We start from the raw sequence: 24,602 nt of genomic DNA on the forward strand, positions 1-24,602 counted from the left end.
CCGGCGTGGCGCGGTGTGGGGCGGTGCGGTGCGACGTGGCGCGGTGTCCACCCCTCCAGGCCGGGTGGGCCACCAACTCTACGGCCGCGCACCGACAACGTCCGCGGCCCGCGGCCGACGGTGACGATGCCGCCCGCGGCCCGCGGCCCGTGGCGCCGGTCCCGCCCACGCCGGGCAGCCGCGCCGCGAGCCCGGCGACGTCCAGTTCGCCGGCCCGCACGAGCAGGCGGTCGGCCGCTTCCTCGGCTGCGGTGACACCGTCGCCGTCGAGCATCGCGGTCCTCCTCGTCGAGAGCGATGCCCTAGTCTCGGACACGGGCTCGGAGTCGGCGCGTGAAGGGACGGCAGGTGGACCTCGACGCGTTCGTCGCGGCGCACCGCGACGAGTGGGACCGCCTCGAGCGGCTGGTCCGCCGCCGCGGCCGGCTCACCGGGCCCGAGGCCGACGAGCTGGTCGCGTTGTACCGCGCGGCGTCCACGCACCTGTCCACGCTGCGCTCGGCCGCGCCCGACCCCGTCCTGCTCGGACGGCTGTCGTCGCTGGTGGCGCGGGCTCGCACGGCCATCGCCGGCGCCCACGACCCCGGCTGGCGCGACGTCGTCCGGTTCCTCACTGTCGGCTTCCCGGCGGCCGTGTACCTCAACCGGCGCTGGTGGATCGGCGCGGCGCTCGCCTTCGCCGTCGTCTCTGTCGCGGTCGCCTGGTGGGTCGCCGCGAACCCGGCGGTTCAGGCGACCATCGGCGCGCCGGAGCAGATCAGGCAGCTGGTCGAGCACGACTTCGAGGACTACTACTCGGCGAACCCGGCCGGCTCGTTCGCCGCCCGCGTGTGGGTGAACAACGCCTGGGTGGCGGCGGCCTGCCTCGCGCTCGGCGTCTTCCTCGGCATCCCGGTCGTGTACGTGCTGTGGATGAACGCCGTCAACGTGGCCGCGTCGGCCGGGTTGATGGCGGCGGCCGGCCGCCTGGACGTGTTCTTCGGCCTGATCACGCCGCACGGCCTGCTGGAGCTGACGGCGGTGTTCGTCGCCGCGGGGGCCGGGTTGCGGCTGGGCTGGACGGTCGTCGATCCGGGTCCGCGCGGACGCGGCGAGGCGCTGGCCGAGACCGGACGGGCGACGCTCGGCATGGCGCTCGGGCTGGCCTGCGTGCTGCTGGTGTCCGGCGTCATCGAGGCGTTCGTGACGCCGTCGGGCCTGCCGACGTGGGCGCGCATCGCCATCGGGGTGCTCGCGGAGGCGTTGTTCCTCGCCTACGTGTGGGTGTACGGACGGCGCGCGGTGCTGGCCGGCGAGGTCGGCGACATCGACCGCGACGCCCGCGCCGACACCCTCCCGGTGGCGGGTTAGAGCCGTCCGGTCGCCTTGAGCTCCAGGTAGGCGTCGGCGACGGCGGGCGGGAGGTCGGCCGGCGGCTGGTCGACGACGTGGGCGCCGCGGCGGCCGAGCAGCTCGGCCAGTTGGGCGCGGGCGAGGCGGTCGTGTTCGGCGGCGGCAGCGGCGTAGACGGCGTCGGAGTCGCCCCGGCCGGCGGCCAACTCGGCCAGCCGGGGGTCGGCCACCGACGCGACCATGACGGTGTGCCGCCGGGTCAGCCGTCCGAGCACCGGCAGCAGCCCCAGCTCGACGGCGCTGGAGTCGAGCCCGGTAACGATGACGACCAGCGCGTGTTGCCCCGCCCGGCTCAGGATCTCGGCGGTGAGCTGCCGGTAGTCGGTCTCGAGCAGCTCCGGCTCCAGCACCGCCAGCGCGCCGACCATGCGCCGCAGCAGGTCGGTGGCGTCCAGCCGCGCGACGTCGGCGCGGACCTGGCGGTCGTACGCGAGCAGGTCGACGCGGTCGCCGGCGCGCGCGGCCAGCGCGCCGAGCAGCAGCGCGGTGTCGATGGCGGCGTCCAGCCGGGGCTCGTCGCCGACCCGTCCCGCGGACGTCCGGCCGGTGTCGAGGACGATCAGCACGTGCCGGTCGCGCTCGGGCCGCCACGTCCGCACGACGACGCCGCCGTGCCGGGCGGTCGCGCGCCAGTCGATGGAGCGGACGTCGTCGCCGCGGACGTACTCGCGCAGCGAGTCGAACTCGGTGCCCTGGCCGCGGATGCGCACCGCGGACCGGCCGTCGATCTCGCGCAGCCGGGCCAGCCGCGACGGCAGGTGCCGGCGGGCCCGGAACGGTGGCAGCACCCGGACGGTCCACGGGACGGCGTGCGAGCCCTGCCGTCCCGCCAGCCCGAGCGGGCCGAGGCTGCGCACCGTCACGCGGTCGGCGGTGCGGTCGCCGCGCCTGGTCGGCCGCAACGACGTCTCGACCAGCCGCCGCGCACCGGCTGGGAGGTCGACGGCGATGCGGTCGGCGACGGCGCCCGCGGACGGCGGCCAGGCGTCGCGCAGCAGCCCGCGGACCCGGCGGCGGCCGTCGTTGCGCACGCTCAGCCGCACCGTCGCCGTCGTGCCCAGCCGCGCCGTGTGGTCGCCGTCGCGGGACAGCCGCAGCGCGCGCGGCGACCCGGCCAGCGCGACGTCGGCCAGCGCGAGCGCCAGCACGACCCCCGTCACGCCCACGATGCCGGCCCACGACGGCGCCGCGGCCGCCACGACCACCGCGCCGATGGCCGCCAGCGCCGCGACCCGCCCCGTCAGGACCATCAGCGCGGGACGGGGACCGTGGCCAGGACCGTCTCGAGCACGGAGTCGGCGGTGACGCCCTCCATCTCGGCCTCCGGCCGTAGCGACAGCCGGTGCCGCAGCGTCGGCCGGGCCAGCGCCTTGACGTCGTCGGGCGTCACGTACCCGCGCCCGGACAGCCAGGCCCACGCGCGCGCCGTCTTGAGCAGCGCCGTCGCACCACGCGGCGAGACGCCCAGCTGCACCGACGGCGACGTGCGGGTGGCCCGGCAGACGTCGACGACGTAGCCGAGCACGTCGGGCTCGACCCGGACGGCGGCGACGGCCTCGCGCGCGGCCGCGAGGTCGTCCGGGCCGGCCACCGCCTGGACGCCGGCGGCCGCGAGGTCGCGCGGGTCGAAACCGTCGGCGTGCCGGCGCAGCACCGCGATCTCGTCGTCGCGCTCGGACACCGTGACGGTGAGCTTGAGCAGGAAGCGGTCGAGTTGCGCCTCGGGCAGCGGGTAGGTGCCCTCGTACTCGACCGGGTTCTGGGTGGCGGCGACGAGGAACGGGTCGGGCAGCGGCCGCGGCCGGCCGTCGACGGAGACCTGCCGCTCCTCCATCGCCTCCAGCAGCGCGGCCTGCGTCTTCGGCGGCGTCCGGTTGATCTCGTCGGCGAGCAGCAGGTTCGTGAAGACCGGGCCCTCGACGAAGGAGAACTCCGCCGTGCGCGCGTCGTAGACGAGCGAGCCGGTGATGTCGCCGGGCATGAGGTCGGGGGTGAACTGCACCCGCTTCGTCTCGACCCGCAGCGTCGCCGCGAGCGCCCGGACCAGGAGCGTCTTCGCGACGCCGGGCACGCCCTCGAGGAGCACGTGACCGCGGCAGAGCAGCCCGATGACCAGGCCGCTCACCACGGCGTCCTGCCCGACGACGGCCTTCGCGACCTCCTCGCGGACGCTGGTCAGCGCCGCGCGGGCGGCGTCGGACGTGGGTGCGGGGGACTGCGCCGAGAACGTCACGATGGACGGGGATCCTTTCCGGTGGGCGAGGCGCCGGTGGCCCGGGGGACACCGGCATTCTCCAGGTCGTCGAGGTCGGCGGCCAGCCGCACCAGGGCGGCGTCGTCGGCCGGCGGCGGGCCGGCCAGCAGCGCGGCGATCTCCGCGGCGGGCCGGCCGGTGCGGGCGGCGAGCGTCGCGGCCAGGGCGCCGACGGCGTCGGGCCCGGCCTCGCCGGTCTGGCCGGGCAGCCGGGCGGACGCGGCCAGCCGGCGGATCGCGGCCGCCCTGAGCAGCCCGGCGGCGTGCTCGCGGGACCGGCCGCGACGGTACAGCCGGGCCCGTCCCTCCGTCGTCTCGCTGGCCCGGACGACGACCGGCAGCGGCTCGGTGACCAGCCGGCCCAGCCGCCGCGCCCGCCACACGGCAGCCAGCGCCACGGCGATCGCCAGCTGCCAGGCGCCGGCCCGCACCCAGCCGGGCAGCTCGTCGGTGAACGCGGCCGGGGCGTCGGTGCCCTGCTCGGGGATGGGGCGGTACCAGATCAGCCGCCGCGTTTCGCCGAGCAGCCCCAGAGCCAGCGCCGCGTTGCCGTCGTCGTCGAGATACTCGTTCGTCAGGGGTTCGGCGGTGCCGAGCAGCACCACCTGGCCGCCGCTCTCCGTCGACGAGACCGCCAGCGCCGGCTCGCCGTCGACGGTGTAGCAGGCGGCGCCCTCGGACCGGCTGAGCTCGCCGCTGAAGCCGAACCCGCCCAGCCGCGCCGACCCGGCCCGCTCGGCGACCGGCAGCGCGCAGCCGGGCTCCACCGTGCCGGGCGCGTCGACCAGCACGGCGGTCAGCCCGGGCGCGTAGTCGGGTACCCGCAGCTCGGGCGCCACCAGCACCAGTCGCGCGCCGGTGTCGACGAGGCGGTCGATCTGGTCGGTCGTCAGCAGGTCGGGCACCGTCACCAGCACGGTGTCGTCGGGGCCCGCGGCCGCGACGGCGTCTTCGTTGCCGCGCACGGACGTGATGTCGACGCCCTGCTCGGCCAGCAGCGTGGCCAGCGCCCGCGCTCCCGGATTGTCGACGCCCTCGGGGTCGAGGTAGCCGCGGCCGGCCTGACTCTGCACGATGCCCAGGACGACCGCTGTGACCAGCAGGAACGCCACGACCGCGAGCGGACGGCGCCAGCGACGCCAATGCTCGGCGCTGGTGGGGTCGAGCGGCCGCGACTCGGGCGGCGTGGTGGTCGTCGAGCTCACCGGGGCACCGCCAGGACGGGTCCGCCGGCGGCCGGCTCGGGCCGGGGCCGCGCCGCGGCAACGGCGTCGTCGAGCTCGCGCAACAGCAGGTCGTCGGCCTGCGTCGCCGCCGCCCCGCCGTAGCGGACGCCGTCGAACAGCCGGGCGCCCGCGTGCATGCCGCCGGCCGGCCGCGGGAGCTCGCCGAGCAGCGTCGTGGCCTCGCGGGCCGCCTCGTCCGCCGTGCGGCCGGCCCGCGGGTCGAGGACCCCGCGCTCCTCCAGCCCGGCGACGACGGCGCGGAACCGCTCGACGACGGCGGCCGGCCAGTCGCCGCGCCCGGCGGCGGCGTCGGCGGCGGCGCGGTACTCGGCGGCGCTGCGCCGGCGGCCGGGCAGGACGGCGCCGGAGCGGGCGGCGTTGCGCTTGGCCAGTGGCCCGGTCCGGAGGATCACCAGGGCCGCGAACCCGACCGCGATGGCGACCACGATGGCCAGCCCCAGCTGGCTGGACAGCGTGCCGCTCGCCGCCTCGATGATCCGCTCCAGCTGCTCGGCGAGCCAGCGCAGCACGCGCGTCACGATCGGGGTGTCGCGCTCGTAGAACGGCCTCGCGAGCTCCTGCCGGGCGAGCTCGCGCGCCTCGTCGCGGCCGAGGTCGACCGGGATCGACGCCACGATCACGGCGATCCCGGAGGCGCTCCGCTGCCGCCGCGTCCGTGCAGGTCGACGCCGGCCGCGCGGGCGAGCTCGATGTCGAGGCCCTCGCGCCGGATGCGCCGGTCGATGTACAGCAGCGCCGTGGCCGCCGCCGCGAACGGCGCCGTGATGGTCGCCGAGATCATGCCGGCCAGCGTGTTCAGCACGTACCAGGTGACGGGGTCGTCGGCGGCGTTGGTGCCGAGCATGGACGGCACGCCGAACGGCACCGCCACGACCTGCCCGATCAGGAACGTGATGAACAGGATCAGGAGCAGGATGGCGAACACCCGCCACCACGACGTCTTCACCAGCGTCGCCGACCGCCGCAGCGACTCGACCACCCGGATCGGCCGCGTCGCGCCGTCGGCCGTCGTCGTCTCCAGCATGAGCGCCGGCGTCGACAGCGCGTAGCGCACGTACAGCCAGATCGTCACCGGGACCGCCGCGACCCCCAGCAGCACGACCAGCGCCGCCGCGGCCGTGCCGCCGACGGCCGCCAGCCCCAGGGCCGCCAGCAGCACCGCGATGGCCGGGCTGAAGTAGATCAGCGTGTACAGGAAGGTCAGCCCCAGTAGCCGCGGCAGCCGGCCCTTCGACTCGCGCCACGCCTGCCCGATGCTGAGGTCGCGGCCCAGTACCGCCTGCCCCACCACCACCGTCAGCACCCCGGTCAGGAACACCGTCACGACGACGGTGACCAGCCAGCCGATCAGCGCCGCCGGGATGCCCCGAGCCAGCGCGTCGAACGTCTCGGCCTCGGTCATGCCGAGGTCGGGCTGGGTGATGGTCTCGCCGAACACCCACGCCAGCAGCGCCGACGAGAGGATCTGCGTCGTCGCCGCCACGACCGCGGACAGGCCGAGCATGGCGGCGAGGTTGCGGCGGATGGTCGTGATGGCGCCGTCGAGGATCTCCGTGACGCCCAGCGGGCGCAGCGGGATGACGCCCGGCTTCACGTCGGGCGCCCGCCAGCCCGGTCCCGGGCCGTTCGACCAGGCGCCGTAGCCCGGCTGGCCCTGGCGGGGCTCGCCGTAGGCTGGGCCCTGGCCTGGTTGGCCGGCGCCGGGCTGGCCCGCGCTGGGCGGGCCGGTGTAGGTGGGGCCGCCGGGACGGTCCCAACCGCCCTTCTGTTCGGCGGTCGGCCGCTGCCAGCCCTGCGGGGACTGGTCCCAGCCGCCGCCCGGACCCCAGCCGCCGGCGTTCCAGCCGCTGTCCTGAGCGCTCTGGTCGCCCTGACCGCCCTGTTCGCCGGAGCCGCCGCCCTGTCCGCCGCTCGGCACGCCGGGGTCGCTGCCCGGCCGGCCCGGACCACCCGCCGGGAACCCCGGCTGCTGCGGCGACCAGCCCGGATACGGCGGCGGCGCGGGCGGGACCACCGGTGCGGGCGGGGCCACCGGATCGGCGCCGTCCGGGGCGGGCGCGTGGCCGCCGCGCGTCGCGTCGTCCTCGCGCGCCGCGTCGTCGTCCGGCGGAGGCGCCCCCGCGATCCCGGACATCGGGCTCCCTTCTTCGGCGCCGGACGGCCGTCGCGGGCCGATCCGGCGCATGCTCCGCACGCCCCCTGGGCGCTCTGGCCGTCGCCGTCGCGCGCCCGCGAACCCCCGCGGACCCGCCGGTCTCACCTCAATCCTGTCACGTCCGGCGGCCTCTGCTCAGACGAGCCACCGGCGCGTCCGGCGGCACGCTGGCGAGCGACTTTTTCACTCTGAGGCCTCTTCGGTGTCACGATATGGACATGAAGGGACGTGTGCTCATCGTCGACGACGACACAGCGTTGGCGGAGATGCTAGGGATTGTGCTGCGTGGCGAGGGGTACGAGCACGCCATCATCACCCGCGGCGACGACGTTCTGCCGGCGTTCCGTGAGTTCAAGCCCGACCTCGTGCTGCTCGATCTCATGCTGCCCGGCCGCGACGGCATCGACGTGTGCAAGGAGATCCGCGCCGAGTCCGGCGTGCCCATCGTCATGCTGACCGCCAAGAGCGACACCGTCGACATCGTCGTGGGCCTCGAGTCCGGCGCCGACGACTACGTCGTCAAGCCGTTCAAGCCCAAGGAACTGGTCGCCCGCGTGCGGGCCCGGTTGCGCCGCACCGACGACCCCAAGCCCGAGACCCTGCAGGTCGGTGACGTCGTCATCGACGTCGCCGGTCACTCGGTCAAACGCGACGGCCAGCCGATCTCGCTGACGCCGCTGGAATTCGACCTCCTCGCCTGCCTGGCCCGCCGCCCATGGCAGGTGTTCACCCGCGAGGAGCTGCTCGAGAAGGTGTGGGGCTACCGCCACGCCACCGACACCCGCCTGGTCAACGTGCACGTGCAGCGGCTGCGCTCCAAGATCGAGCACGACCCCGAACGACCCGAGATCGTCGTGACCGTCCGTGGTGTGGGGTACAAGGCCGGACCTGGGTGAGCGGATGATCGGTCCCGTCGGCGGGGACGACGCGGGGGCGGCAGCGGCGGGGGCGGGAGCCGACGCGCTGTCGCGGTTCCTGCCGCGCCTGGCCCAGTGGTCGATGCGACCGTGGCGGCTGGTCCGGGGCGCCTGGCGGCGCTCGATCCAGCTGCGCGTCATCACGGCGACGCTGGCGTTGTCGCTGGTCGTCGTGTCGCTGCTGGGCGTCACGCTGTCGCGGCAGATCACCGACGGCCTGCTGCGGGCACACGCCGATGCCGCCGTCGCCGACGCCGCCGCGGGCGTCGACAGCGCCCAGCGCACGCTCGCGGTGTCCGACGCGCCGCCCGATGAGCTGCGGCAGACGCTGACCAGCATCGTCGAGACGCTCGCGGCCAGCGGCAACACGTCCGCCGCGAGCGACCCGCTGTACGAGATCGTCGTGCTCGGCGGCGAGGGGGCGCGCACCTACCGCTCCGGCGTCAGCCCGCTCAGCGTTCCCGGCTCGCTGCGCGACCGCGTCGCCGACGAGGAGCGGATCTTCCGCACGTACACGTCCATCCGCTACCTCGACGGCCGCGAGGTAGCGGGCCTGGCCGTCGGCGGGCAGATCACCGACCCCTACGGCGGCGACTACGAGCTGTACTACCTGTTCCCGCTGACCGAGCAGCAGCAGACCGTCGACCTCGTCCTGACGGCGCTGACGACGGCCGGCGTGCTGCTGATCGTGCTGCTGTGCGCGCTGGCCTGGCTGGTCGCGCGGCAGGTCGTGACACCCGTCCGGCTGGCGGCGCGCATCGCCGAGCGGTTCTCGGCCGGCAACCTCGCCGAACGCATGGCCGTCCGCGGCCGCGACGACCTCGCCCGGCTGGCGATGAGCTTCAACCAGATGGCGGCCAGCCTGCAGCACCAGATCGGCCAGCTCGAGGACCTCTCGCGCATGCAGCAGCAGTTCGTCTCCGACGTCTCGCACGAGCTGCGCACGCCGCTGACCACGGTGCGCATGGCCGCCGACGTCCTGTACGAGTCGCGCGGCCAGTTCGACCCCACCGTCGAACGCTCCGTCGAGCTGCTGCAGGCCCAGCTGGACCGGTTCGAGGCGCTGCTCACCGACCTGCTCGAGATCAGCCGGTTCGACGCCGGCGCCGCCGCGCTCAACGCCGAGCGGTACGACGTCCGCGACGTCGTGCACAAGGTGGTCGACGCCGCCACGCCGCTGGCCGTCGAGAAGGGCAGCGAGCTGGTCGTCGACGTGCCGGTCGAACCGGCGATGGCCGAGATCGACGCCCGGCGCATCGAGCGCATCGTCCGCAACCTCGTCGTCAACGCCGTCGAGCACGGTGAGGGCCACGACGTCCGCATCACCGTCGCCGCCGACGACCACGCCGTCGCCGTCACCGTCCGCGACCACGGCGTCGGCCTGAAGCCGGGGGAGTCGTCGCTGGTCTTCCACCGGTTCTGGCGGGCCGACCCGGCCCGGGCGCGGACCACCGGCGGCACCGGCCTCGGGCTGTCCATCGCACTGGAGGACGCCCGGCTGCACGGCGGCTGGCTGCAGGCGTGGGGCGAGCCGGGCGAGGGGTCGCAGTTCCGGCTCACGCTGCCTCGACTGGCCGGCGACGACCTGCGCTCGTCGCCGCTGGCCCTCGTCCCGGGCGACGTGGGCGACGGCGGGCTGACGGACGCCAGCGCCATCGGGTCGCCCTACCGCCGGCTGCTGCCGTCCGCCGACGAGCCCGACGACGGCCTGTCGCCGGTCTCGTCCGCGGCGCCGCCCGAGGTCACGCCGTCGTCGTCGGCGCCGTCGACGTCGCCCTCGGCGTCGGCGGAGGAGGTGCGGCATGGGTAGCCGCGCCGCCGTCACCGTCGCCGTGCTGGCCGCCGCGGCCGTCGTCGCCGGGTGCAGCGAGATCCCGACGTCCGGCCCGGTCGTCGACGCGGGCGCCGTCGGACCGCAGGCCGACGACCAGAGCCGCTACATCGAGGTCATCGAGGCGCCGCCGCAGCCCGGCATGACGCCGAAGGAGATCGTCGACGGCTTCATCGAGGCCATGGCGTCCTACCAGCCCGGTTACGAGACCGCTCGCGAGTACCTCACCGAGGAGGCCGGCGCGGAGTGGGACCCGTACGCCCGCGTCGGCGTGTACTACGAGCCCAAGCCCGACACCCAGCAGCTCAGCGACAACGTCGTCCACGTGAAGACGACGCCGCGCGGGGAGGTCCGCGCCGACGGCGCGTTCAGCGAGGGCGACGGCCAGCTGCCGCACGAGTTCGACCTGCAGCTCGACCAGGTCGACGGCGAGTGGCGCATCGCCAACCCGCCGCCGGGCATCCTCGTCTCCGACTTCAGCTTCGAGCGCGAGTACCAGGCCCGCAACATCTACTTCTTCGACCCGGGCTTCGAGGTGCTGGTGCCCGACGTCGTCTACCTGCCGCGCACCGCCAACGACGCCACGGCGACGCTGCTGGCCCGCAAGGTGCTCGCCGGCCCGACGGAGTGGCTGGGGCCCGCCGTCGCCACGGCGTTCCGCCCCGACGCGGAGCTCGCCATCGACGCCGTCCCCGTCCGCGACGGCGTCGCCACCGTCGAGCTGGGCGCGGGCGCCGCGCTGGCCGGACCCGAGGAGCGCGAGCGCATGGTCGCGCAGCTGGCGTGGACGCTCGGCGTGCTGCCCGAGGTCGAGAAGGTCGAGGTGCTGGCCGACAAGCTGCCGCTGATCTCCGGCGACCCGATGTCGCCGCAGGAGCCGCCGCTGAGCTCGTACGACCCGTCCGTGCTGCCGTCCGGCACGCCGCTCTACGCCATCGGCGAGACCGGCGTGGTGTCGGTGTCGGACGGCGAGCTGACGCCCGTCCCCGGCCCACTGGGCGAGCAGGCCGAGGCGCGCGAGGTGGCCGTCAACCTCGCCGCCAACCGCGGCGTCGTGATCAACGCCGACCGCACCGCCATCCAGGCCGCCTCGTTCGGCGAGGACGAGCCGCTGGAGACGCTGCTCACCGGCACCTCCCTCGCCTCGCCCGCCTGGGACCGCACCGGCCTCATCTGGGCCGTCGACGCCGGCGCCCCCGCCCCCGGCATCGTGGTCGCCCGCCCCGACGGCCAGCCCGTCGCCGTCACCGCACCCGAGCTCACCGACCAGCACGTCGACCACCTCGCAGTCTCACCCGACGGCACCCGCCTCGCCCTCGTCGCCGGCGGCCTGGCCATGGTCGCCAACATCATCCGCGACGCCGACAGCGACGCGACGATCCGCATCGACCAGCCCCAGCCCATCGGCCCCACCGGCCTCGCCCGCGACGTCGCCTGGAGCTCGACCAGCCCGTCCTGGAGCGCCGCCGACACCGTCGTCATCCTGCTGGAGACCGAGTCCAACGCCGGCGAGACGACGGTCGAGCCCTACTACGCCGCCCTCTCCGGCCAGGAGACACTTCCCCGCGGCGGCCTCCCCGCCGGCGACGCCGCCCACGTCGGCGCGGCGGCCGGACTGCCCGTCGTGCTGGAGTCCGGTGACGGCGTGCTGTACGTACAGCGGTCGAGCAACGCGTGGACGGAGATCGGGCCCGGCCGCAGCCCTGCCTACCCCGGCTGACGCTGCCTGTTCCCGCTCTCGCACCCGCGCCCGCTCAGCACGTCCATCAGCTGGGCGCGGGCGTTATCCAGGCGACCCTGTCGGACCCATGGTGCATGCTGGTTCCATGATCATTTACAGCCGCAACGCCGCCCCCACCGACAAGCCCGTGAATGCTGCCCGCGTCGCCACCCGGGTCAGCCAACCGGAGGGCCCCATCGACGCAGTCGCCTGGGACGGCCATACCGTGGCCGCCGCCCGGCCCAGCCACGCCACCGCCACCCGGGCGAGCCACGCCACCGCCACCCGGGTCGAGCACGCCGAGGCCAGCCGGGGCAGTCGTGCCGAGGCCAGCCGGGGCAGTCGTGCCGAGGCCAGCCGGGGCAGTCGTGCCGAGGCCAGCCGGGGCAGTCGTGCCGAGGCCAGCCGGGGCAGTCGTGCCGAGGCCAGCCGGGGCAGTCGTGCCGAGGTCACCCGGGGCAGCCCTGCCGAGGTCACCCGGGGCAGCCACGCCGCCGCCCGGGTCGGCCCTTCTCGTCCTGCCGGGCCACGCCGTGCCGCCGTGCGGCCCGCGCTCGTGCGCCTCCGACATACGGTTACCCGCCTCGGGCACGCGGCGGCCGACCTCGCCCTCGGCAGCACGTGCGCCGGCTGCGGCGAGCACGCCGGCCTGCTCTGCCCACCCTGTCGCGCGGCGTTGCTCGGCCCGGAAGCGCGAGTCCGGACGATCCCCGGCCGCCCCGACCTCCCGCTGGCCGGAGCCGCCGCCTACGCCGGTGCCGTCCGCGCCGCGATCATCGAGCACAAGGAGCGCGGCCGCCTACCCCTGGCCGCACCCCTCGGCGACGCCCTCGCGGTCGCGATCACCGCCGCCACCGCCCAGCTCGCCGCTTCCACCCCCGACGCCGTCGCCGACCGCGCCGTCGCCGACCGCGCCGCCACCCACCTCGCCGCCATCCAGGGCGCCGCCCCGCCCCTCGATCCCGCCACCCGCGGCGCCCTCGCCCGCGCCAACGCACCCCTCGCCCACCAGAACCCCGACCCCGTCGTCCTCGGCAACGCCGCCACCGGGCACGCCACCCACGGTGACCGCCCCATCGCCCTCGTCCCGGTCCCGTCCGCACCCTCCGCCGTCCGACACCGCGGCCACGACCCCGTCCTCCGATCCGCCCGCCGGGCCGCCGCCACCCTCCAGCGTTCCGGCCAGCGCGCCACCGTCGTCCGCTGCCTCCGCCACGGCCGCCGGGTCGCCGACCAAGCCGGCCTCGACCGCCACGAACGCGAGCACAACCTGCACGGCTCCCTCGTCGCCACGGCTGCCGCGACCCGTCGCGCCACCGGCTGCTGCGTCGTCATCGTCGACGACGTCATGACGACCGGAGCCACGCTGCGCGAGAGCGCCCGAGCGCTCGAGGCCGCCGGCGTGCGCCCGTGCGCGGCGGCGGTCGTCGCGGTGGTGTGACGTCGGCCTCGGCGGAGCAGAAATCAACGGGTTCCACGTGTACGAAAGGCGACGAACGGCTAACGTTTGTTCATGGCACCCATTGTCGATCCTCGACCCCACGAGGAAGGCCGGGTGCGAACCCCGGTGACTTGAGCGTGTGGGTGCCGCTCGACCGTCAGACCCCACACGACCGGGAGGTTTCGAGTGGATATCGTCATCAAGGGCCGTCACACGACCGTGCCGGAGCGGTTCCGCAACCATGTCGCGGAGAAGCTCTCCAAACTCGACAAGATCGCTCACAAGGTCATCCGAGTGGACGTCGAGATCACGGCCGAGGCCAACCCTCGACAGACCGACCAGTCCGAACGGGTTGAACTGACCTTGCACTCCAAGGGCCCGGTCATCCGGGCCGAGGCGGCCGCCGCCGACCGGTACGCCGCGCTCGATCTCGCCACCGACAAGCTCGTCGCCCGGCTTCGCAAGGCGGCCGACCGCCGGCGCGTCCACCGCGGCAGCCGCACGCCGATCTCCGTCGCCGCGGCCACCGCCGGGCTCGACGGCGCCGCCATCCCCGCGCAGCCGACGCCCGCCCCCGCCGCGAAGGCGGCCACCGCGGTCGAGGAGCCGCCGGACGCCTACGCCGTCCCCGACTCCGGCCCCATGGTGGTCCGCGAGAAGACCCACCGGGCCGAGCCCATGACGCTCGACCAAGCGCTCTACGAGATGGAACTGGTCGGCCACGACTTCTACCTCTACGTCGACGCCGAGTCCAAGATGCCGAGCGTCGTCTACCGGCGCCGCGGCTACGACTACGGCGTCATCCGCCTCGACGTCTGACGTCCACCGCATCGGCGCGTCCTCCTCGGAGGGCGCGCCGATGCGCGTCCGCACGGCCCCGACCCTGTCGGTGCCCGCTGATAACTTCGCGACATGGCCAGACGAGAGAGGTTGACGAACGCGGCCGCCCGGCGGGTGGCGCTCGCGGCCCAGGGGTTCGCCGACCCCCGCCCGCCGAGCCCCGACCGGCGCGCCGTCCGCCGCGTCGTCGACCGCGTCGGCGTGGTGCAGATCGACTCCGTCAACGTGCTCTCGCGCTCGCACTACCTGCCGTTCTTCAGCCGCCTCGGCCCCTATCCGCGCGCCGAGGTCGATCGCGCGGCGAACCGCTCGCCGCGCATGCTGTTCGAGTACTGGGCGCACGAGGCGTCGCTGCTGCCGGTGCGCACGCAGCCGTACCTGCGCTCGCGCATGGCCCGGGCCGACGAGCTCGCCTGGGGCGGCATCCGGCGGCTGGCGCAGGAGAAGCCCGAGTTCGTCGCCTGGGTGCTCGACGAGGTGAAGCGGCTCGGCCCGGTCACGTCCGGCGAGATCGAGCACGACGCGCCCAAAGACAAGAGCAACTGGGGCTGGAACTGGTCCGAGGTCAAGACGGCGCTCGAGTACCTGTTCTGGGCCGGCGAGATCACGGCGGCCGGCCGCAACGGCGCGTTCGCCCGGCTGTACGACATCCCGGAACGGGTCCTGCACCGCGACGTGCTCTCGGTGCCGACGCCGACGCCCGAGGAGTCGCATCGCGAGCTGGTCCGCATCGCCGCCCGGGCCCACGGCGTCGGGTCCGAGCAGTGCCTGCGCGACTACTTCCGCCTGCCCGTCGCCGGTGCGAAGGCGGCCATCGCCGAGCTGGTCGACGGCGGCGAGCTGCTGCCGGTCACCGTCGACGGCTGGAAACGCCCGGCCTACCTCCACCGCGACGCCCGCGTGCCCCGCCGGGTCGACGCCCGGGCGCTGCTGAGCCCGTTCGACTCCCTCATCTGGGAACGCGCCCGCACCGAGGCGCTGTTCGGGTTCCGGTACCGGCTGGAGATCTACGTCCCGCCCGAGAAACGTGTGCACGGCTACTACGTGCTGCCGTTCCTGCTCGGCGACGAGCTGGTGGCCCGGGTCGACCTCAAGGCCGACCGCCAGGCCGGCGTGCTGCTGGTGCAGTCGGCGTGGGGCGAGCCCGGCTCACCGGCCGACACCCCCGACGAACTGGCCGACGAGCTGGTGTCGCTGGCCGGCTGGCTCGGCCTCTCCGGCGTGACGACCACCGGTCGCGGCGACATCGCCACCCCACTCCAGGAGGCCCTCGACCGCGCCGGCTGACCTCGAACCCACCCCGCCCGACGGCCGCCCGCGCACCGGCCGCCTTCCCGCCGGGTCGCTGCCGCCTGGCCTCGGCGGCACTCCTGCTCGGCGAGCCGGCGAATGGCGCCGGCGGCGCTCCTGCTCGGCGAGCCGGCGAATGGCGCCGGTGCAGGGGGAGTTCCGCGCGGCCGTCTCCCGCGGCTGCCGCTGCTCGCGCGGCGACCGGTCGCCGCCCGGCAGCAGGGGCCGTAGGACGGCGTCGCGTTGTCGGTGCGCGCGTCAGAGCAGCGGCTCGTCCGGCGGCAGCGAACCCGAGGACCGCGGCAGCGGGTCGTCCGAGAGGAGGTCGTACCAGTGCAGGTCGAGGACGGTCCCGCCGCGGATCCGGTCGCCGGCCCGCTCGACGCCGTAGGGACGGAAGCCGGCCCGCTCGATCACCTTGCGCGACCCGTCGTTGCCGGTCACGTGCGCGATCACCAGCCGGCGCAGGCCCAGCCCGCCCGACGGCACCGGAGCGAACGCGTGCCGCGCCATCAGCCCGACCGCCTCTGTCGCCACGCCACGGCCCCGCGCCGCGGGGTGCACCCAGTACCCGATCTCCGCCCCGCCGTCGTGCGTCAGCAGGCCCATCAGCGAGAACGCCCCGATAGCCGGCCCGCCCTCCGGTAGCGCCGCCGCCCAGTGCACACCCCGCCCCGCGGCCGCCTCCTCCTCACGGTCGCGGATGTAGGCACGTGCGATGTCGCGCGTGTACGGCGACGGCAGCCCGCCCAGCCAGTGCTGCGTGACGGGGTCGTTGCAGGCTTCGACGACGGCGGCGGCGTCGGAGTCGGCGAAGCGGCGCAGCGCCACCCGCGAGCCGCGCAGCGTCGGGACGTCCAGCCACGGCGACACCGGGCGCATCGGCTCGCCGGCCATCAGCGTCCCGACCCAGGTGTCGCGACGGACGCCGCGCTGGGCGTTGCCGCCGCGGATCAGGCCCTCGATCCGGAACCCGCACGCCCACGCGACCCGCCGCGACGCCCAGTTGCCGACGATGGCCCGCCAGCGCAGGTGCGTCAGCCCCAGCCCGACGTCGGCGAAGGCGTACTCGGCCACCAGCCGGACCGCCCGCGACACCAGCCGGTCGCCGCGGGCCTCGGAGCCCACCCAGTAGCCCACCTCGGCGGCGCCGTCGCCGTGCGAGCGCAGCCCGATGACGCCGTGGATCCGCCGGTCCTCCGGCGAGCGGATGGCCCAGACGAGGTCCTGCTCGGTCTCCCAGCCGCGGCGGACGGCGTCCTCGACGAAGCTCTTGGCGTGGTCGTGCGTGTACGGGGAGGGCAGCGTGGTCCAGCGCTGGATCTCGGGGTCCTGGCACAGCTCGGTGATGCGCTCGATGTCGGCGGCCACCGGCACCGCGAGCAGGAGGCGCTCTGCGCGGAGCTCGAACGGTTGCACGTCCTGCATCCTGCCCGCTGCCGCGCTTCGAGGTCGAGTCGTTATCTTTTCCGTGACCCGACGTACCATGGGTCGACGAGCCTCTGTACCTCCCCGGAGCCACCGGGCGCGACCAACGCCCAAGCCCGCTGCATAGGAGTTGACCCCGCGTGCCTGTTCTGCTCGACAAGATTCTCCGTGCCGGCGAAGGCAAGATCCTCAAGAAGCTCGAGGGGATCGTCAAACAGGTGAACAGCATCGAGGACGACTTCACCTCGATGAGCGACGACGATCTGCGCAGCATGACCGACGAGTTCCGCACGCGTCTCGAAGCCGGTGAAGAGCTCGACGCGCTGCTGCCGGAGGCATTCGCGACGGTGCGCGAGGCGGCCCGCCGGGTCATCGGCCAGCGGCCGTACGACGTCCAGATCATGGGTGGCGCGGCGCTGCACCTCGGCAACATCGCCGAGATGAAGACCGGTGAGGGCAAGACGCTGGTCGCCACTCTGCCGTCGTACCTCAACGCGCTCACGGGCAAGGGCGTGCACGTCGTCACCGTCAACGACTACCTGGCTCGCTACCACGCCGAGTGGATGGGCCGCATCCACCGCTTCCTGGGTCTCGAGGTCGGCATCATCCTCAACGGCCTCACGCCGGCTCAGCGCCGCGAGGCCTACGGCGCCGACATCACGTACGGCACGAACAACGAGTTCGGCTTCGACTACCTGCGCGACAACATGGCGCAGCGGGTCGAGGACCAGGTGCAGCGCGGCCACCACTACGCCATCGTCGACGAGGTCGACTCCATCCTCATCGACGAGGCCCGCACCCCGCTGATCATCTCCGGCCCGGCCGACCAGCCGACGCGCTGGTACACCGAGTTCGCGAAGGTCGCGCAGCGCCTGCGCCGCGACACCGACTATGAGGTCGACGAGAAGAAGCGCACGGTCGGCGTCCTCGAGCCCGGCATCGAGCGGGTCGAGGACTGGCTGGGCATCGACAACCTGTACGAGAGCGCCAACACGCCGCTCATCCAGTACCTCAACAACTCCATCAAGGCCAAGGAGCTGTACCGGCGCGACAAGGAGTACGTCGTCAAGGAGGGCGAGGTGCTCATCGTCGACGAGCACACCGGCCGCATCCTGGGCGGGCGCCGCTACAACGAGGGCATGCACCAGGCCATCGAGGCGAAGGAAGGGGTGGAGATCAAGCAGGAGAACCAGACCCTGGCGACCATCACCCTGCAGAACTTCTTCCGCCTCTACGACAAGCTCTCCGGCATGACCGGTACGGCCATGACCGAGGCCGCCGAGTTCGACAAGATCTACAACCTCGGCGTCGTGCCCATCCCGCCGAACCGCCCGCTGGCGCGCATCGACCAGGACGACGAGATCTACCGCACCGAAGAGGCCAAGTTCGACGCCGTCGTCGAGGACCTCGTCGAGCGGCACCAGAAGGGCCAGCCGGTGCTCGTCGGCACCACCAGCGTCGAGAAGTCCGAGCGGCTGTCGCAGCTGCTGCGCAAGCGCGGCGTCCCGCACGAGGTCCTCAACGCCAAGCAGCACGATCGCGAGGCCGCCATCGTCGCGCAGGCGGGCCGGAAGGGCGCCGTCACCGTCGCCACCAACATGGCCGGTCGCGGTACCGACATCATGCTGGGCGGCAACCACGAGTTCATGGCGCAGGCCGAGCTCAAGCAGCGCGGCCTCGACCCCGTCGAGAACGCCGACGAGTACAACGCGGCCGAGATCGCCATCCTCGAGAAGCTCGACGCCCAGGTGTCGGCCGAGCGCGAGGAGGTCCGCGCGCTCGGCGGGCTGTACGTGCTCGGCACCGAGCGGCACGAGTCGCGCCGCATCGACAACCAGCTGCGCGGCCGCTCCGGCCGTCAGGGCGACCCCGGTGAGTCGCGTTTCTACCTGTCGCTGCAGGACGACCTCATGCGGTTGTTCAAGAGCGAGTGGGTCGAGATGATCATGCGGACGTTCAACCAGCCCGACGACGTCCCCATCTCGCACAAGCGCGTCAGCAACGCCGTCAAGAGCGCGCAGACGCAGCGCGAGGCGCAGAACTTCGAGATGCGCAAGGACGTCCTGAAGTACGACGACGTCCTCAACCGCCAGCGCATGGTCATCTACGACGAGCGCGCCCGCGTCCTGCACGGCGAAGACCTCCACGAGCAGGCCACTGGCATGCTCGACGACGCCGTCACCGCGTACGTCCAGGGCGCCACGGCCGGCAACTACCCCGAGCACTGGGACATGGACCAGCTGTGGACGGCGCTGAAGACGCTGTACCCGGTCGGCGTCACCGTCGAGGAGGTCGAGCAGGAGGCCGGCGGCCGCAACGCGCTCACCCCGGCGAGCCTGACCGAGCGGCTGGTCGACGACGCGCGCGCCGCGCTCGCCCGTCGCGAGGAGAGCCTGGGCGTCGAGGTCATGCGCGAGCTCGAGCGCCGGGTCCTGCTCACCGTGCTCGACCGCAAGTGGCGCGAGCACCTGTACGAGATGGACTACCTGCGCGAGGGCATCGGCCTGCGGGCGTTCGCCCAGAAGCAGCCGCTGGTCGAGTACCAGCGCGAGGGCTTCGACCTCTTCGTCGCCATGATGGACGCCATCAAGGAAGAGTCCGTCGGCCTGGTGTTCAACCTCGAGGTCCAGGTGCAGGCTCCGGGCGACGGCGCCGCGGCGCCCACCGCTCCCGGCGCGCCGGTCGTGCAGGCCAAGGGGCTCGGCGGCATGCAGCGGCCGCAGCAGCTGCAGTACACCGCGCCCACCGTCGACGGTGACGGCGCGGTGCAGCGGCGGGTCGAGCAGGTCCGCCCGGCGGCGCGGCAGCAGGCCGGCGCTGGTGGCGCTGGGGTCGGCTCGGCCGGTGCTGGTGCGGCCGGGGCGGGCCCCGTCGTGGCGTCCGGAGCCAACGGCGAGCGCGGCTCGCACGCCGCCGCTGCCGACGGCGAGCTCGACTTCAGCAACGTGTCGCGCAACGCGCTGTGCCCGTGCGGCTCGGGCAAGAAGTTCAAGCGCTGCCACGGCGACCCGCGGCACGCGGCGCAGAACTCGGAGCAGTCGGCCAACTGAGCTGATCCCCGGTCGAGCGGCCGCCGGCGTCCTGCCGGCGGCCGCTTGCCGTCTCACCGCTGCCGCCGTCGCGCCGCCGTCTCACCGCGGCAGCCGCCCCTGCCGGCGCGCCGCTGCCGCTGCCGGGTGCCGTCCGGCAGGCGCTTCGCTGAACGGGTCACGCGCGTTCAGGCGCGTTGTCATGCCGCAGTGCTGATTCCGTCGTCCGTTGTTGGCGGGAATGTGTCCCGCATACGGCATCCGTCCGCTATCGTCCACTGTGACGCTCGGTGATGCCGGGTGTCATAATCCCCGGACGGCGGATGGGAGGAGCGGCCCTGACCGGCCGCGCAGTGCTCATGACCCACACCTCGACCACCCACCACCAGACCACCCAGCACCCGCAACGATCCCCTCGCTCCATCGCCAGAACGGCCGTCACGCTCTGCGTGGCGGCCGTCGTGCTGATAGGGGCGGCCCTCGGCGCGGCGGCGGACGCGTCGGCGGCGGAGACGACGGACGCGGCGGACACGCCGTCGGCCGTCATCACGCTGGGCGACTCCTACTCGTCGGGCCTCGGTGCCGGCGGCTATCTCGACGACTGCGACCGAACGCCGCGGGCGTGGAACAACCTGATCTTCGGCGACGCGGTGTCCGACCGGACGCTGCTGGCCTGCTCCGGCGCACGGATCGCGGAGGTGACGCAGCAGGTGCGGCAACTGGAGGCGATCCCCGGCGCCGGCGACCGGCTGATCACGGTCACGGTCGGCGGCAACGACGCGGGCTTCGCCGACGAGCTGGTCAACTGCCTGGTCTCGTTCCTGTCGTGCACCCGGCGCGAGGCCGAGCTGGCCACGTTGATCACCAGCCTGCACCAGCCGCTCGTGCAGCTCTACGACGCCGTGCAGGCGGCAGCGCCCGGCGACGAGGTGATCGTCGGCGGGTATCCGATGCTCGTCCCCGACCCCGCCGTGCGCAGCGACTGCCCGGCACTGACCGGCCTGCTGTCCGACTCCGAGCGGCAGATGATCCGCCGCCTCGGCGTCCTGCTCAACGACGTCATCGACGCCGCCGCCGCCGACGCCGGCGTCGAGTCGGCGTCGGACGAGGTGGCAGCCGGATTCGACGGACACGAGGCGTGCGCCAACGGGCCCGGTGACTGGCTCTACGGCCTGAAGATCTCGTGGTCGGCGGCGGACGAGCCGGGTACGGCGAGCGCCTCGCCGTACCAGCCGCAGTGGGACGTCGCGTCGTCATTCGTGCGTGACTCCTTCCATCCGACGGTGAACGGCCAGGCGGGCTACGCGGACGCGTTCGAGGAGGCCTGGGCGGCCCGCTGACCCTTGGTGCCGCCCCTGGCGCCGTTGGACGCGGCGCCGGGGGCGGCTCCGCGGGCGGCTCCGCGGCGTGTGCCGCGGCGGGCCGGGCTCGGCTCGGCGATGTCGAAGGCCGTGCACAACCACCGCCCGTCATCGGCTTCGAGACGCACCGCTACGGCCCGCGCCACCTCCCCGACCTGCGCGACGACGCTCGCCTCGGCCACTCCAGGTGTGACGCGGCAGACCCGCAGCGCCCGGATCCGCGGCCGCACGGCGGGCGCCTCCTCCAGCGCGACCGCCCGGCGGCTGAGGTCGCGGTAGACGGACTCGGCGGTCCACCGGACCAGCTGCTGCAGCGGACGGCGGCCGTGCAGGCACTCGAGCGCCGACTGGGCCAGCCGAGCGGTCCAGCGACGCGGATCCGGCAGCTCGTCAGCAGCGGTCGTCGTTCGGGTCGTTGGTGTCTTCCCAGCCCGGGCCGCGGGTCCTGGTCCGGCTGCCGCGACGGCTGCGGCGGTGGGGGCGGCTGTGGTCCGGGTCGCGGGTCCTGGTCCGGTGGCGGTCACGGCTCGGGTGGCGGGTCGTGGCCCGGCTGCGGCTGGATCGGCGGCGTGGGCGTGGCCGGCGGCGCCGTCGCGGGGCAGCTCCCGGGGCGCTCGAGGCGACTCGGGGCCGGGGTAGCGCAGCCACAGGCTGTCCGCGACCACCACCGCGCCGACCCCGACGGGGCGCAGCTGGTCCTCGAAGACGGCGTCGAGGTCGAGCGGAAGTGTCCCCTGGACCGCCGCCCCGCCCTCGTCCCCGCACCCGCCCCCACGTCCGCCGTCCGCCGCTCGCCCCGGGTCACGACGACGCCCAGTTCGTCGTCGTAGGGCGGCTCGGTGACCGGGACCGGCAGCAGGCGCACCCGGCTCACGTACGGCTCGGGCGGTGCGGACGTGGCGGTCATCGCGGCCTCCTGACTTGGGCGGACATCGGCGTCACGAGCATCGAAACCGCCGGGCGCGGACGGGGTCAACGGGATCGCGCAGTCGGGCAGACCCGCGGCTGGAACGGGCAAACGGGCAACCTCTGGGAGGCCCGGAAACGGTGAACGGGCAACCGCTGAACGGGGTCGGGCAAACCCGGCTCTGTCACATTCCGACCATTGATGCGTGGCACGAACCAGCTTGTTGCAGGAGAATCAACAAATGGAGGCCATTCGTCACAACGGGCCGCGGCGGGGGCTGGTGCTCGGCGGCGGCGGGGTCCTGGGCGCGGCGTGGATGGTCGGCGCGCTGAGCGCCATCGAGGAATCGACCGGTGCCGACCTCCGGTCGTTCGACTACATCCTGGGCACGTCCGCGGGCTCGGTGCTCGCCGCGCTGCTCGGCGCCGGGGTCGACGCCGAGCAGTTGCGCGACCACCAGCTGGGCAATCCGATCGACGGCCCGCTGTCCGACCACACCTGGGACTACGAGACCGCGACCGGCGGCTCGCGTCCGCAGTTGCCCCGCTTCGGGGTCGGCTCGCCGGCGCTGGTCCGCCGCAACGTCCGCAGGCTGCGCCGCATGCCGCCCACCGCCGTCCTGTCGGCGCTGATGCCGGTCGGCCGCGGCTCGCTGGACGGCGTCGGCGACCTCGTCGACGCGGTCACGGGACCGGACGCCGGGTGGTCGCCGCACTCGGGCGTCTGGATCGTCGCGATGGACTACGAGACCGGCCGACGGGTGCCGTTCGGCCGGGCCGGTGAGCCGCGGGCGTCGCTCCCGCAGGCCGTCATGGCGTCGTGCGCCATCCCGGGCTGGTTCGCGCCCGTGGTGATCGGCGGCCACCGCTACGTCGACGGCGGCACCTGCTCGGCCACGTCGGTCGACCTGCTCGGCGGGCTCGGCCTGGACGAGGTCTACGTCGTCGCGCCGATGGTGTCGTTCGAGCTGGACCATCCGCGGGCGCTACTGCCCCGGCTGGAGCGCCGCTGGCGGCGACGTTGCACCCGCCGCTGCCTGCGCGAGGCGGCGAAGCTGGAGGCCGCGGGCACCGCCGTGACGATCCTCGGCCCCGGCCCGGAGGACCTCGTCGCGATCGGCGCGAACGTCATGGACACCGGCCGGCGCATGGCCGTGCTCGAGACCTCGCTGCGGACGTCGGAGGAGGCACTGACCCAGCGCCGATCCTGGGCCGACGCGGCCGAAGCCGGATGAGGCGGGGCGTACGGCTGTCGTTCATACCACGGAGGCGATACGCTTCGCAGCCGGTAGCGTTGAGGTCGACGACAATCCCACCGGAGCGGTCGCCGGGCGGCAGCCATTCGGGGGAAGTCGGGCCAGTGGGACGAATGACAAGGCGGGTTCGGTGCAGAATCTTCTACGGTGGACGAGCGCTCGCGCCGTGACGGAGCCGTTCGCCCCGCTGCAATGCGCACGAGTGCCCGCACACGGGTGAGCCGAGAGATGAGAACACGAGGTGTCAAGCGTGATGGATGACCGGCTGTCGACCAGGCCGTACGTCGCACGAGCGGTGCGACTGCTGTCCCAGCCCCGTCGGAGTCCCGCCGACGGCGCACTGGTCACCGCGGTAGCACTGCGGCTGGCCTCCCTCGACAGCGACAGCGAGACGGCCGAGCGCCTCGTCGCCGCGTCCGACCGGGTGATGGCCGGGGTGGCCGGGCTCATCGGGGAGCAGGCGCCGGCGTCCGACTGGAGCGACACCGCCGAGGCGCTGGCGCTGATGATCGCCGGCCGGCCGCTGCAGCGGGGTCACCTCATGGCGGCGCGGGCGACGCTCGGCACGGCCGACAAGGTCATCGACCTGTCCGACCGGCTGCGTCGCACCGCCGAGGAGCCCATCGACCGCGACGACCTCGGCCGCGCGCTGGCCATGGCCGTCACGGGCCCGGCCGAGCTGGCCGAGGCGCTGCTCGAGCGCGAGTCGACCGACGCCGCGCCGGCAGCGGCCGCCGAGGCGCCCGCGCCGCGGCAGCCGGGGCGCCGGGCCGGCGCCGCCGAGCGCAACGTGTCGCTGCGCGCCCTCGACGGCGGCGTACCCGGCCGCTGAGCTGCTCTCTTTCGGATTTGACGGAATCGGCGTCAACTCCGCTGAGGTGCTCGTGAAGACGGCCGGGCGACCGGTCGTCTGACACGCCTGTCCGCCCGCGCCGTCCGCCGACCCGACGTCACGTGCGCCGGACGGCCGCACCGTACGCCGGGCCGGGGCGTCAGCGTGCCCCGACCCCGCGCGCTCGTCGCAGCGTCCCCCAGCTCAGCGCGTCCCGGCGAGCCAGTCGTTGCCGACGCGTTCCTCGACCTTGACCGCGTGCATCAGACCCTGGTGCACCGCCTGCTCGATCTTCCCGCCGACCAGCGGCACCGACGCCTTCAGCAGGGCCTTGATCGTCAGCACGGTCGAGGCGCCGTTCCCGGCCAGCCGCATGGTGCCCGTGGCGCGGACCGGTGCGCCGGACATCTCCAGCTCGATGCTGCCGTCACGCGAGCCGTCCGCCGCCGCCGGTCCCCAGGTGTCGCGCTGCTTGATGTCGATCGTCTCGCCGACGAAGCGGCGGACGAAGTCGGGGACGTCGGGGGGCATGACGCGCAGGAGGTCGATGGTGACGCGGTCGCCGTCGCGGCGGACGGAGGCCTGGTGCCGGATCGCGTTGGCGGCCATGGTCTTCTTCTCGATGTAGGCCTCGTCGGTCAGCATCGCGAAGACCGCTGCCGGATCGGCGTCGAAACGCAGCTCGCTGTTCAGGTCCATGGCT

General features: G+C 74.2%; 19 protein-coding genes and 1 pseudogene. 12 read left to right on the plus strand and 8 right to left on the minus strand.

The window, feature by feature from the left end:
• Nucleotides 1-348 precede the first annotated feature (348 nt).
• Nucleotides 349-1,350 (plus strand): stage II sporulation protein M, encoded by a 1,002-nt coding sequence (locus BLU82_RS02395; protein ID WP_092615118.1) that lies wholly within the window; start codon nt 349-351, stop codon nt 1,348-1,350.
• Here BLU82_RS02395 and BLU82_RS02400 read toward each other — a convergent pair.
• Genes BLU82_RS02400 through BLU82_RS02420 form a run of 5 tightly spaced genes read right to left on the minus strand, consistent with a single transcriptional unit; the run spans nt 1,347 to nt 7,027 of the window.
• Nucleotides 1,347-2,642 (minus strand): DUF58 domain-containing protein, encoded by a 1,296-nt coding sequence (locus BLU82_RS02400; protein WP_092615121.1) that lies wholly within the window; start codon nt 2,640-2,642, stop codon nt 1,347-1,349. The two genes, BLU82_RS02395 and BLU82_RS02400, sit on opposite strands and share 4 nt — an antisense overlap.
• Entirely contained in the window at nt 2,642-3,625 is a 984-nt protein-coding gene (locus tag BLU82_RS02405) for a MoxR family ATPase (RefSeq protein ID WP_231947690.1), read from the minus strand. The genes BLU82_RS02400 and BLU82_RS02405 overlap by 1 nt, the downstream gene beginning before the upstream one ends.
• Nucleotides 3,622-4,851, minus strand: coding sequence for a DUF4350 domain-containing protein (locus BLU82_RS34630; protein WP_092615124.1), 1,230 nt, complete (start codon nt 4,849-4,851; stop codon nt 3,622-3,624). Before BLU82_RS34630 ends, BLU82_RS02405 begins: the two co-directional genes overlap by 4 nt.
• Complete coding sequence (locus BLU82_RS34635) at nt 4,848-5,513, minus strand: DUF4129 domain-containing protein (protein WP_092615127.1); 666 nt, start codon at nt 5,511-5,513, stop codon at nt 4,848-4,850. The genes BLU82_RS34630 and BLU82_RS34635 overlap by 4 nt, the downstream gene beginning before the upstream one ends.
• A complete protein-coding gene (locus BLU82_RS02420; RefSeq protein ID WP_092615130.1) occupies nt 5,510-7,027 on the minus strand; it encodes a hypothetical protein in 1,518 nt (505 codons plus the stop codon). Before BLU82_RS02420 ends, BLU82_RS34635 begins: the two co-directional genes overlap by 4 nt.
• Nucleotides 7,028-7,266: 239 nt before the next feature.
• Here BLU82_RS02420 and mtrA point away from each other — a divergent pair, with 239 nt between their 5' ends.
• From mtrA to BLU82_RS02450, 6 genes are all read left to right on the plus strand, one after another.
• Nucleotides 7,267-7,944, plus strand: a complete 678-nt coding sequence (gene mtrA / locus BLU82_RS02425; protein WP_046769651.1) for an MtrAB system response regulator MtrA — start codon at nt 7,267-7,269, stop codon at nt 7,942-7,944.
• Nucleotides 7,945-7,948: 4 nt separating this feature from the next.
• A complete protein-coding gene (mtrB, locus tag BLU82_RS02430; protein WP_197682687.1) occupies nt 7,949-9,775 on the plus strand; it encodes an MtrAB system histidine kinase MtrB in 1,827 nt (608 codons plus the stop codon).
• Complete coding sequence (locus BLU82_RS02435) at nt 9,768-11,516, plus strand: LpqB family beta-propeller domain-containing protein (protein ID WP_092615133.1); 1,749 nt, start codon at nt 9,768-9,770, stop codon at nt 11,514-11,516. The genes mtrB and BLU82_RS02435 overlap by 8 nt, the downstream gene beginning before the upstream one ends.
• A 106-nt stretch (nt 11,517-11,622) precedes the next feature.
• A complete protein-coding gene (locus BLU82_RS33940; protein ID WP_157740484.1) occupies nt 11,623-12,957 on the plus strand; it encodes a ComF family protein in 1,335 nt (444 codons plus the stop codon).
• Between the two features lie 186 nt (nt 12,958-13,143).
• Nucleotides 13,144-13,776 (plus strand): ribosome hibernation-promoting factor, HPF/YfiA family, encoded by a 633-nt coding sequence (gene hpf, locus BLU82_RS02445; protein ID WP_069110388.1) that lies wholly within the window; start codon nt 13,144-13,146, stop codon nt 13,774-13,776.
• A gap of 93 nt (nt 13,777-13,869) precedes the next feature.
• Nucleotides 13,870-15,084 (plus strand): winged helix-turn-helix domain-containing protein, encoded by a 1,215-nt coding sequence (locus tag BLU82_RS02450; RefSeq protein ID WP_092615139.1) that lies wholly within the window; start codon nt 13,870-13,872, stop codon nt 15,082-15,084.
• 261 nt (nt 15,085-15,345) lie between these two features.
• Here BLU82_RS02450 and BLU82_RS02455 read toward each other — a convergent pair whose 3' ends face one another.
• A complete protein-coding gene (locus BLU82_RS02455; RefSeq protein ID WP_172885513.1) occupies nt 15,346-16,506 on the minus strand; it encodes a GNAT family N-acetyltransferase in 1,161 nt (386 codons plus the stop codon).
• A 149-nt stretch (nt 16,507-16,655) separates the two neighbouring features.
• Here BLU82_RS02455 and secA point away from each other — a divergent pair, with 149 nt between their 5' ends.
• Complete coding sequence (gene secA, locus BLU82_RS02460; protein WP_092615145.1) at nt 16,656-19,565, plus strand: preprotein translocase subunit SecA; 2,910 nt, start codon at nt 16,656-16,658, stop codon at nt 19,563-19,565.
• Between the two features lie 338 nt (nt 19,566-19,903).
• Complete coding sequence (locus BLU82_RS02465) at nt 19,904-20,884, plus strand: SGNH/GDSL hydrolase family protein (RefSeq protein WP_157740485.1); 981 nt, start codon at nt 19,904-19,906, stop codon at nt 20,882-20,884.
• Here BLU82_RS02465 and BLU82_RS36235 read toward each other — a convergent pair.
• Nucleotides 20,845-21,573, minus strand: coding sequence for an Rv3235 family protein (locus tag BLU82_RS36235; protein WP_370246273.1), 729 nt, complete (start codon nt 21,571-21,573; stop codon nt 20,845-20,847). The two genes, BLU82_RS02465 and BLU82_RS36235, sit on opposite strands and share 40 nt — an antisense overlap.
• A gap of 480 nt (nt 21,574-22,053) precedes the next feature.
• Here BLU82_RS36235 and BLU82_RS02480 point away from each other — a divergent pair, with 480 nt between their 5' ends.
• The 3 genes and pseudogenes from BLU82_RS02480 (at nt 22,054) to BLU82_RS02490 (ending at nt 23,899) form a co-directional block, all read left to right on the plus strand.
• Complete coding sequence (locus tag BLU82_RS02480; protein ID WP_092615157.1) at nt 22,054-23,046, plus strand: patatin-like phospholipase family protein; 993 nt, start codon at nt 22,054-22,056, stop codon at nt 23,044-23,046.
• Between the two features lie 7 nt (nt 23,047-23,053).
• A pseudogene (locus BLU82_RS36240) lies at nt 23,054-23,287 on the plus strand (1-pyrroline-5-carboxylate dehydrogenase); the annotation flags it as partial.
• A gap of 30 nt (nt 23,288-23,317) precedes the next feature.
• Nucleotides 23,318-23,899 carry a hypothetical protein gene (locus tag BLU82_RS02490; protein ID WP_157740486.1) on the plus strand — a complete coding sequence of 194 codons (582 nt, stop codon included), beginning with the start codon at nt 23,318-23,320 and terminating at the stop codon, nt 23,897-23,899.
• 204 nt (nt 23,900-24,103) lie between these two features.
• On the opposite strand, the gene BLU82_RS02495 is transcribed toward BLU82_RS02490, so the two are convergent.
• Nucleotides 24,104-24,598: a DUF2505 domain-containing protein gene (locus tag BLU82_RS02495; RefSeq protein WP_092615163.1), complete on the minus strand. Its 495-nt coding sequence runs from the start codon at nt 24,596-24,598 to the stop codon at nt 24,104-24,106.
• Nucleotides 24,599-24,602: the final 4 nt, after the last annotated feature.

Origin of the sequence: Jiangella sp. DSM 45060, assembly GCF_900105175.1 — a bacterium.
In the GTDB taxonomy this organism is placed as follows: Bacteria; Actinomycetota; Actinomycetes; order Jiangellales; family Jiangellaceae; genus Jiangella.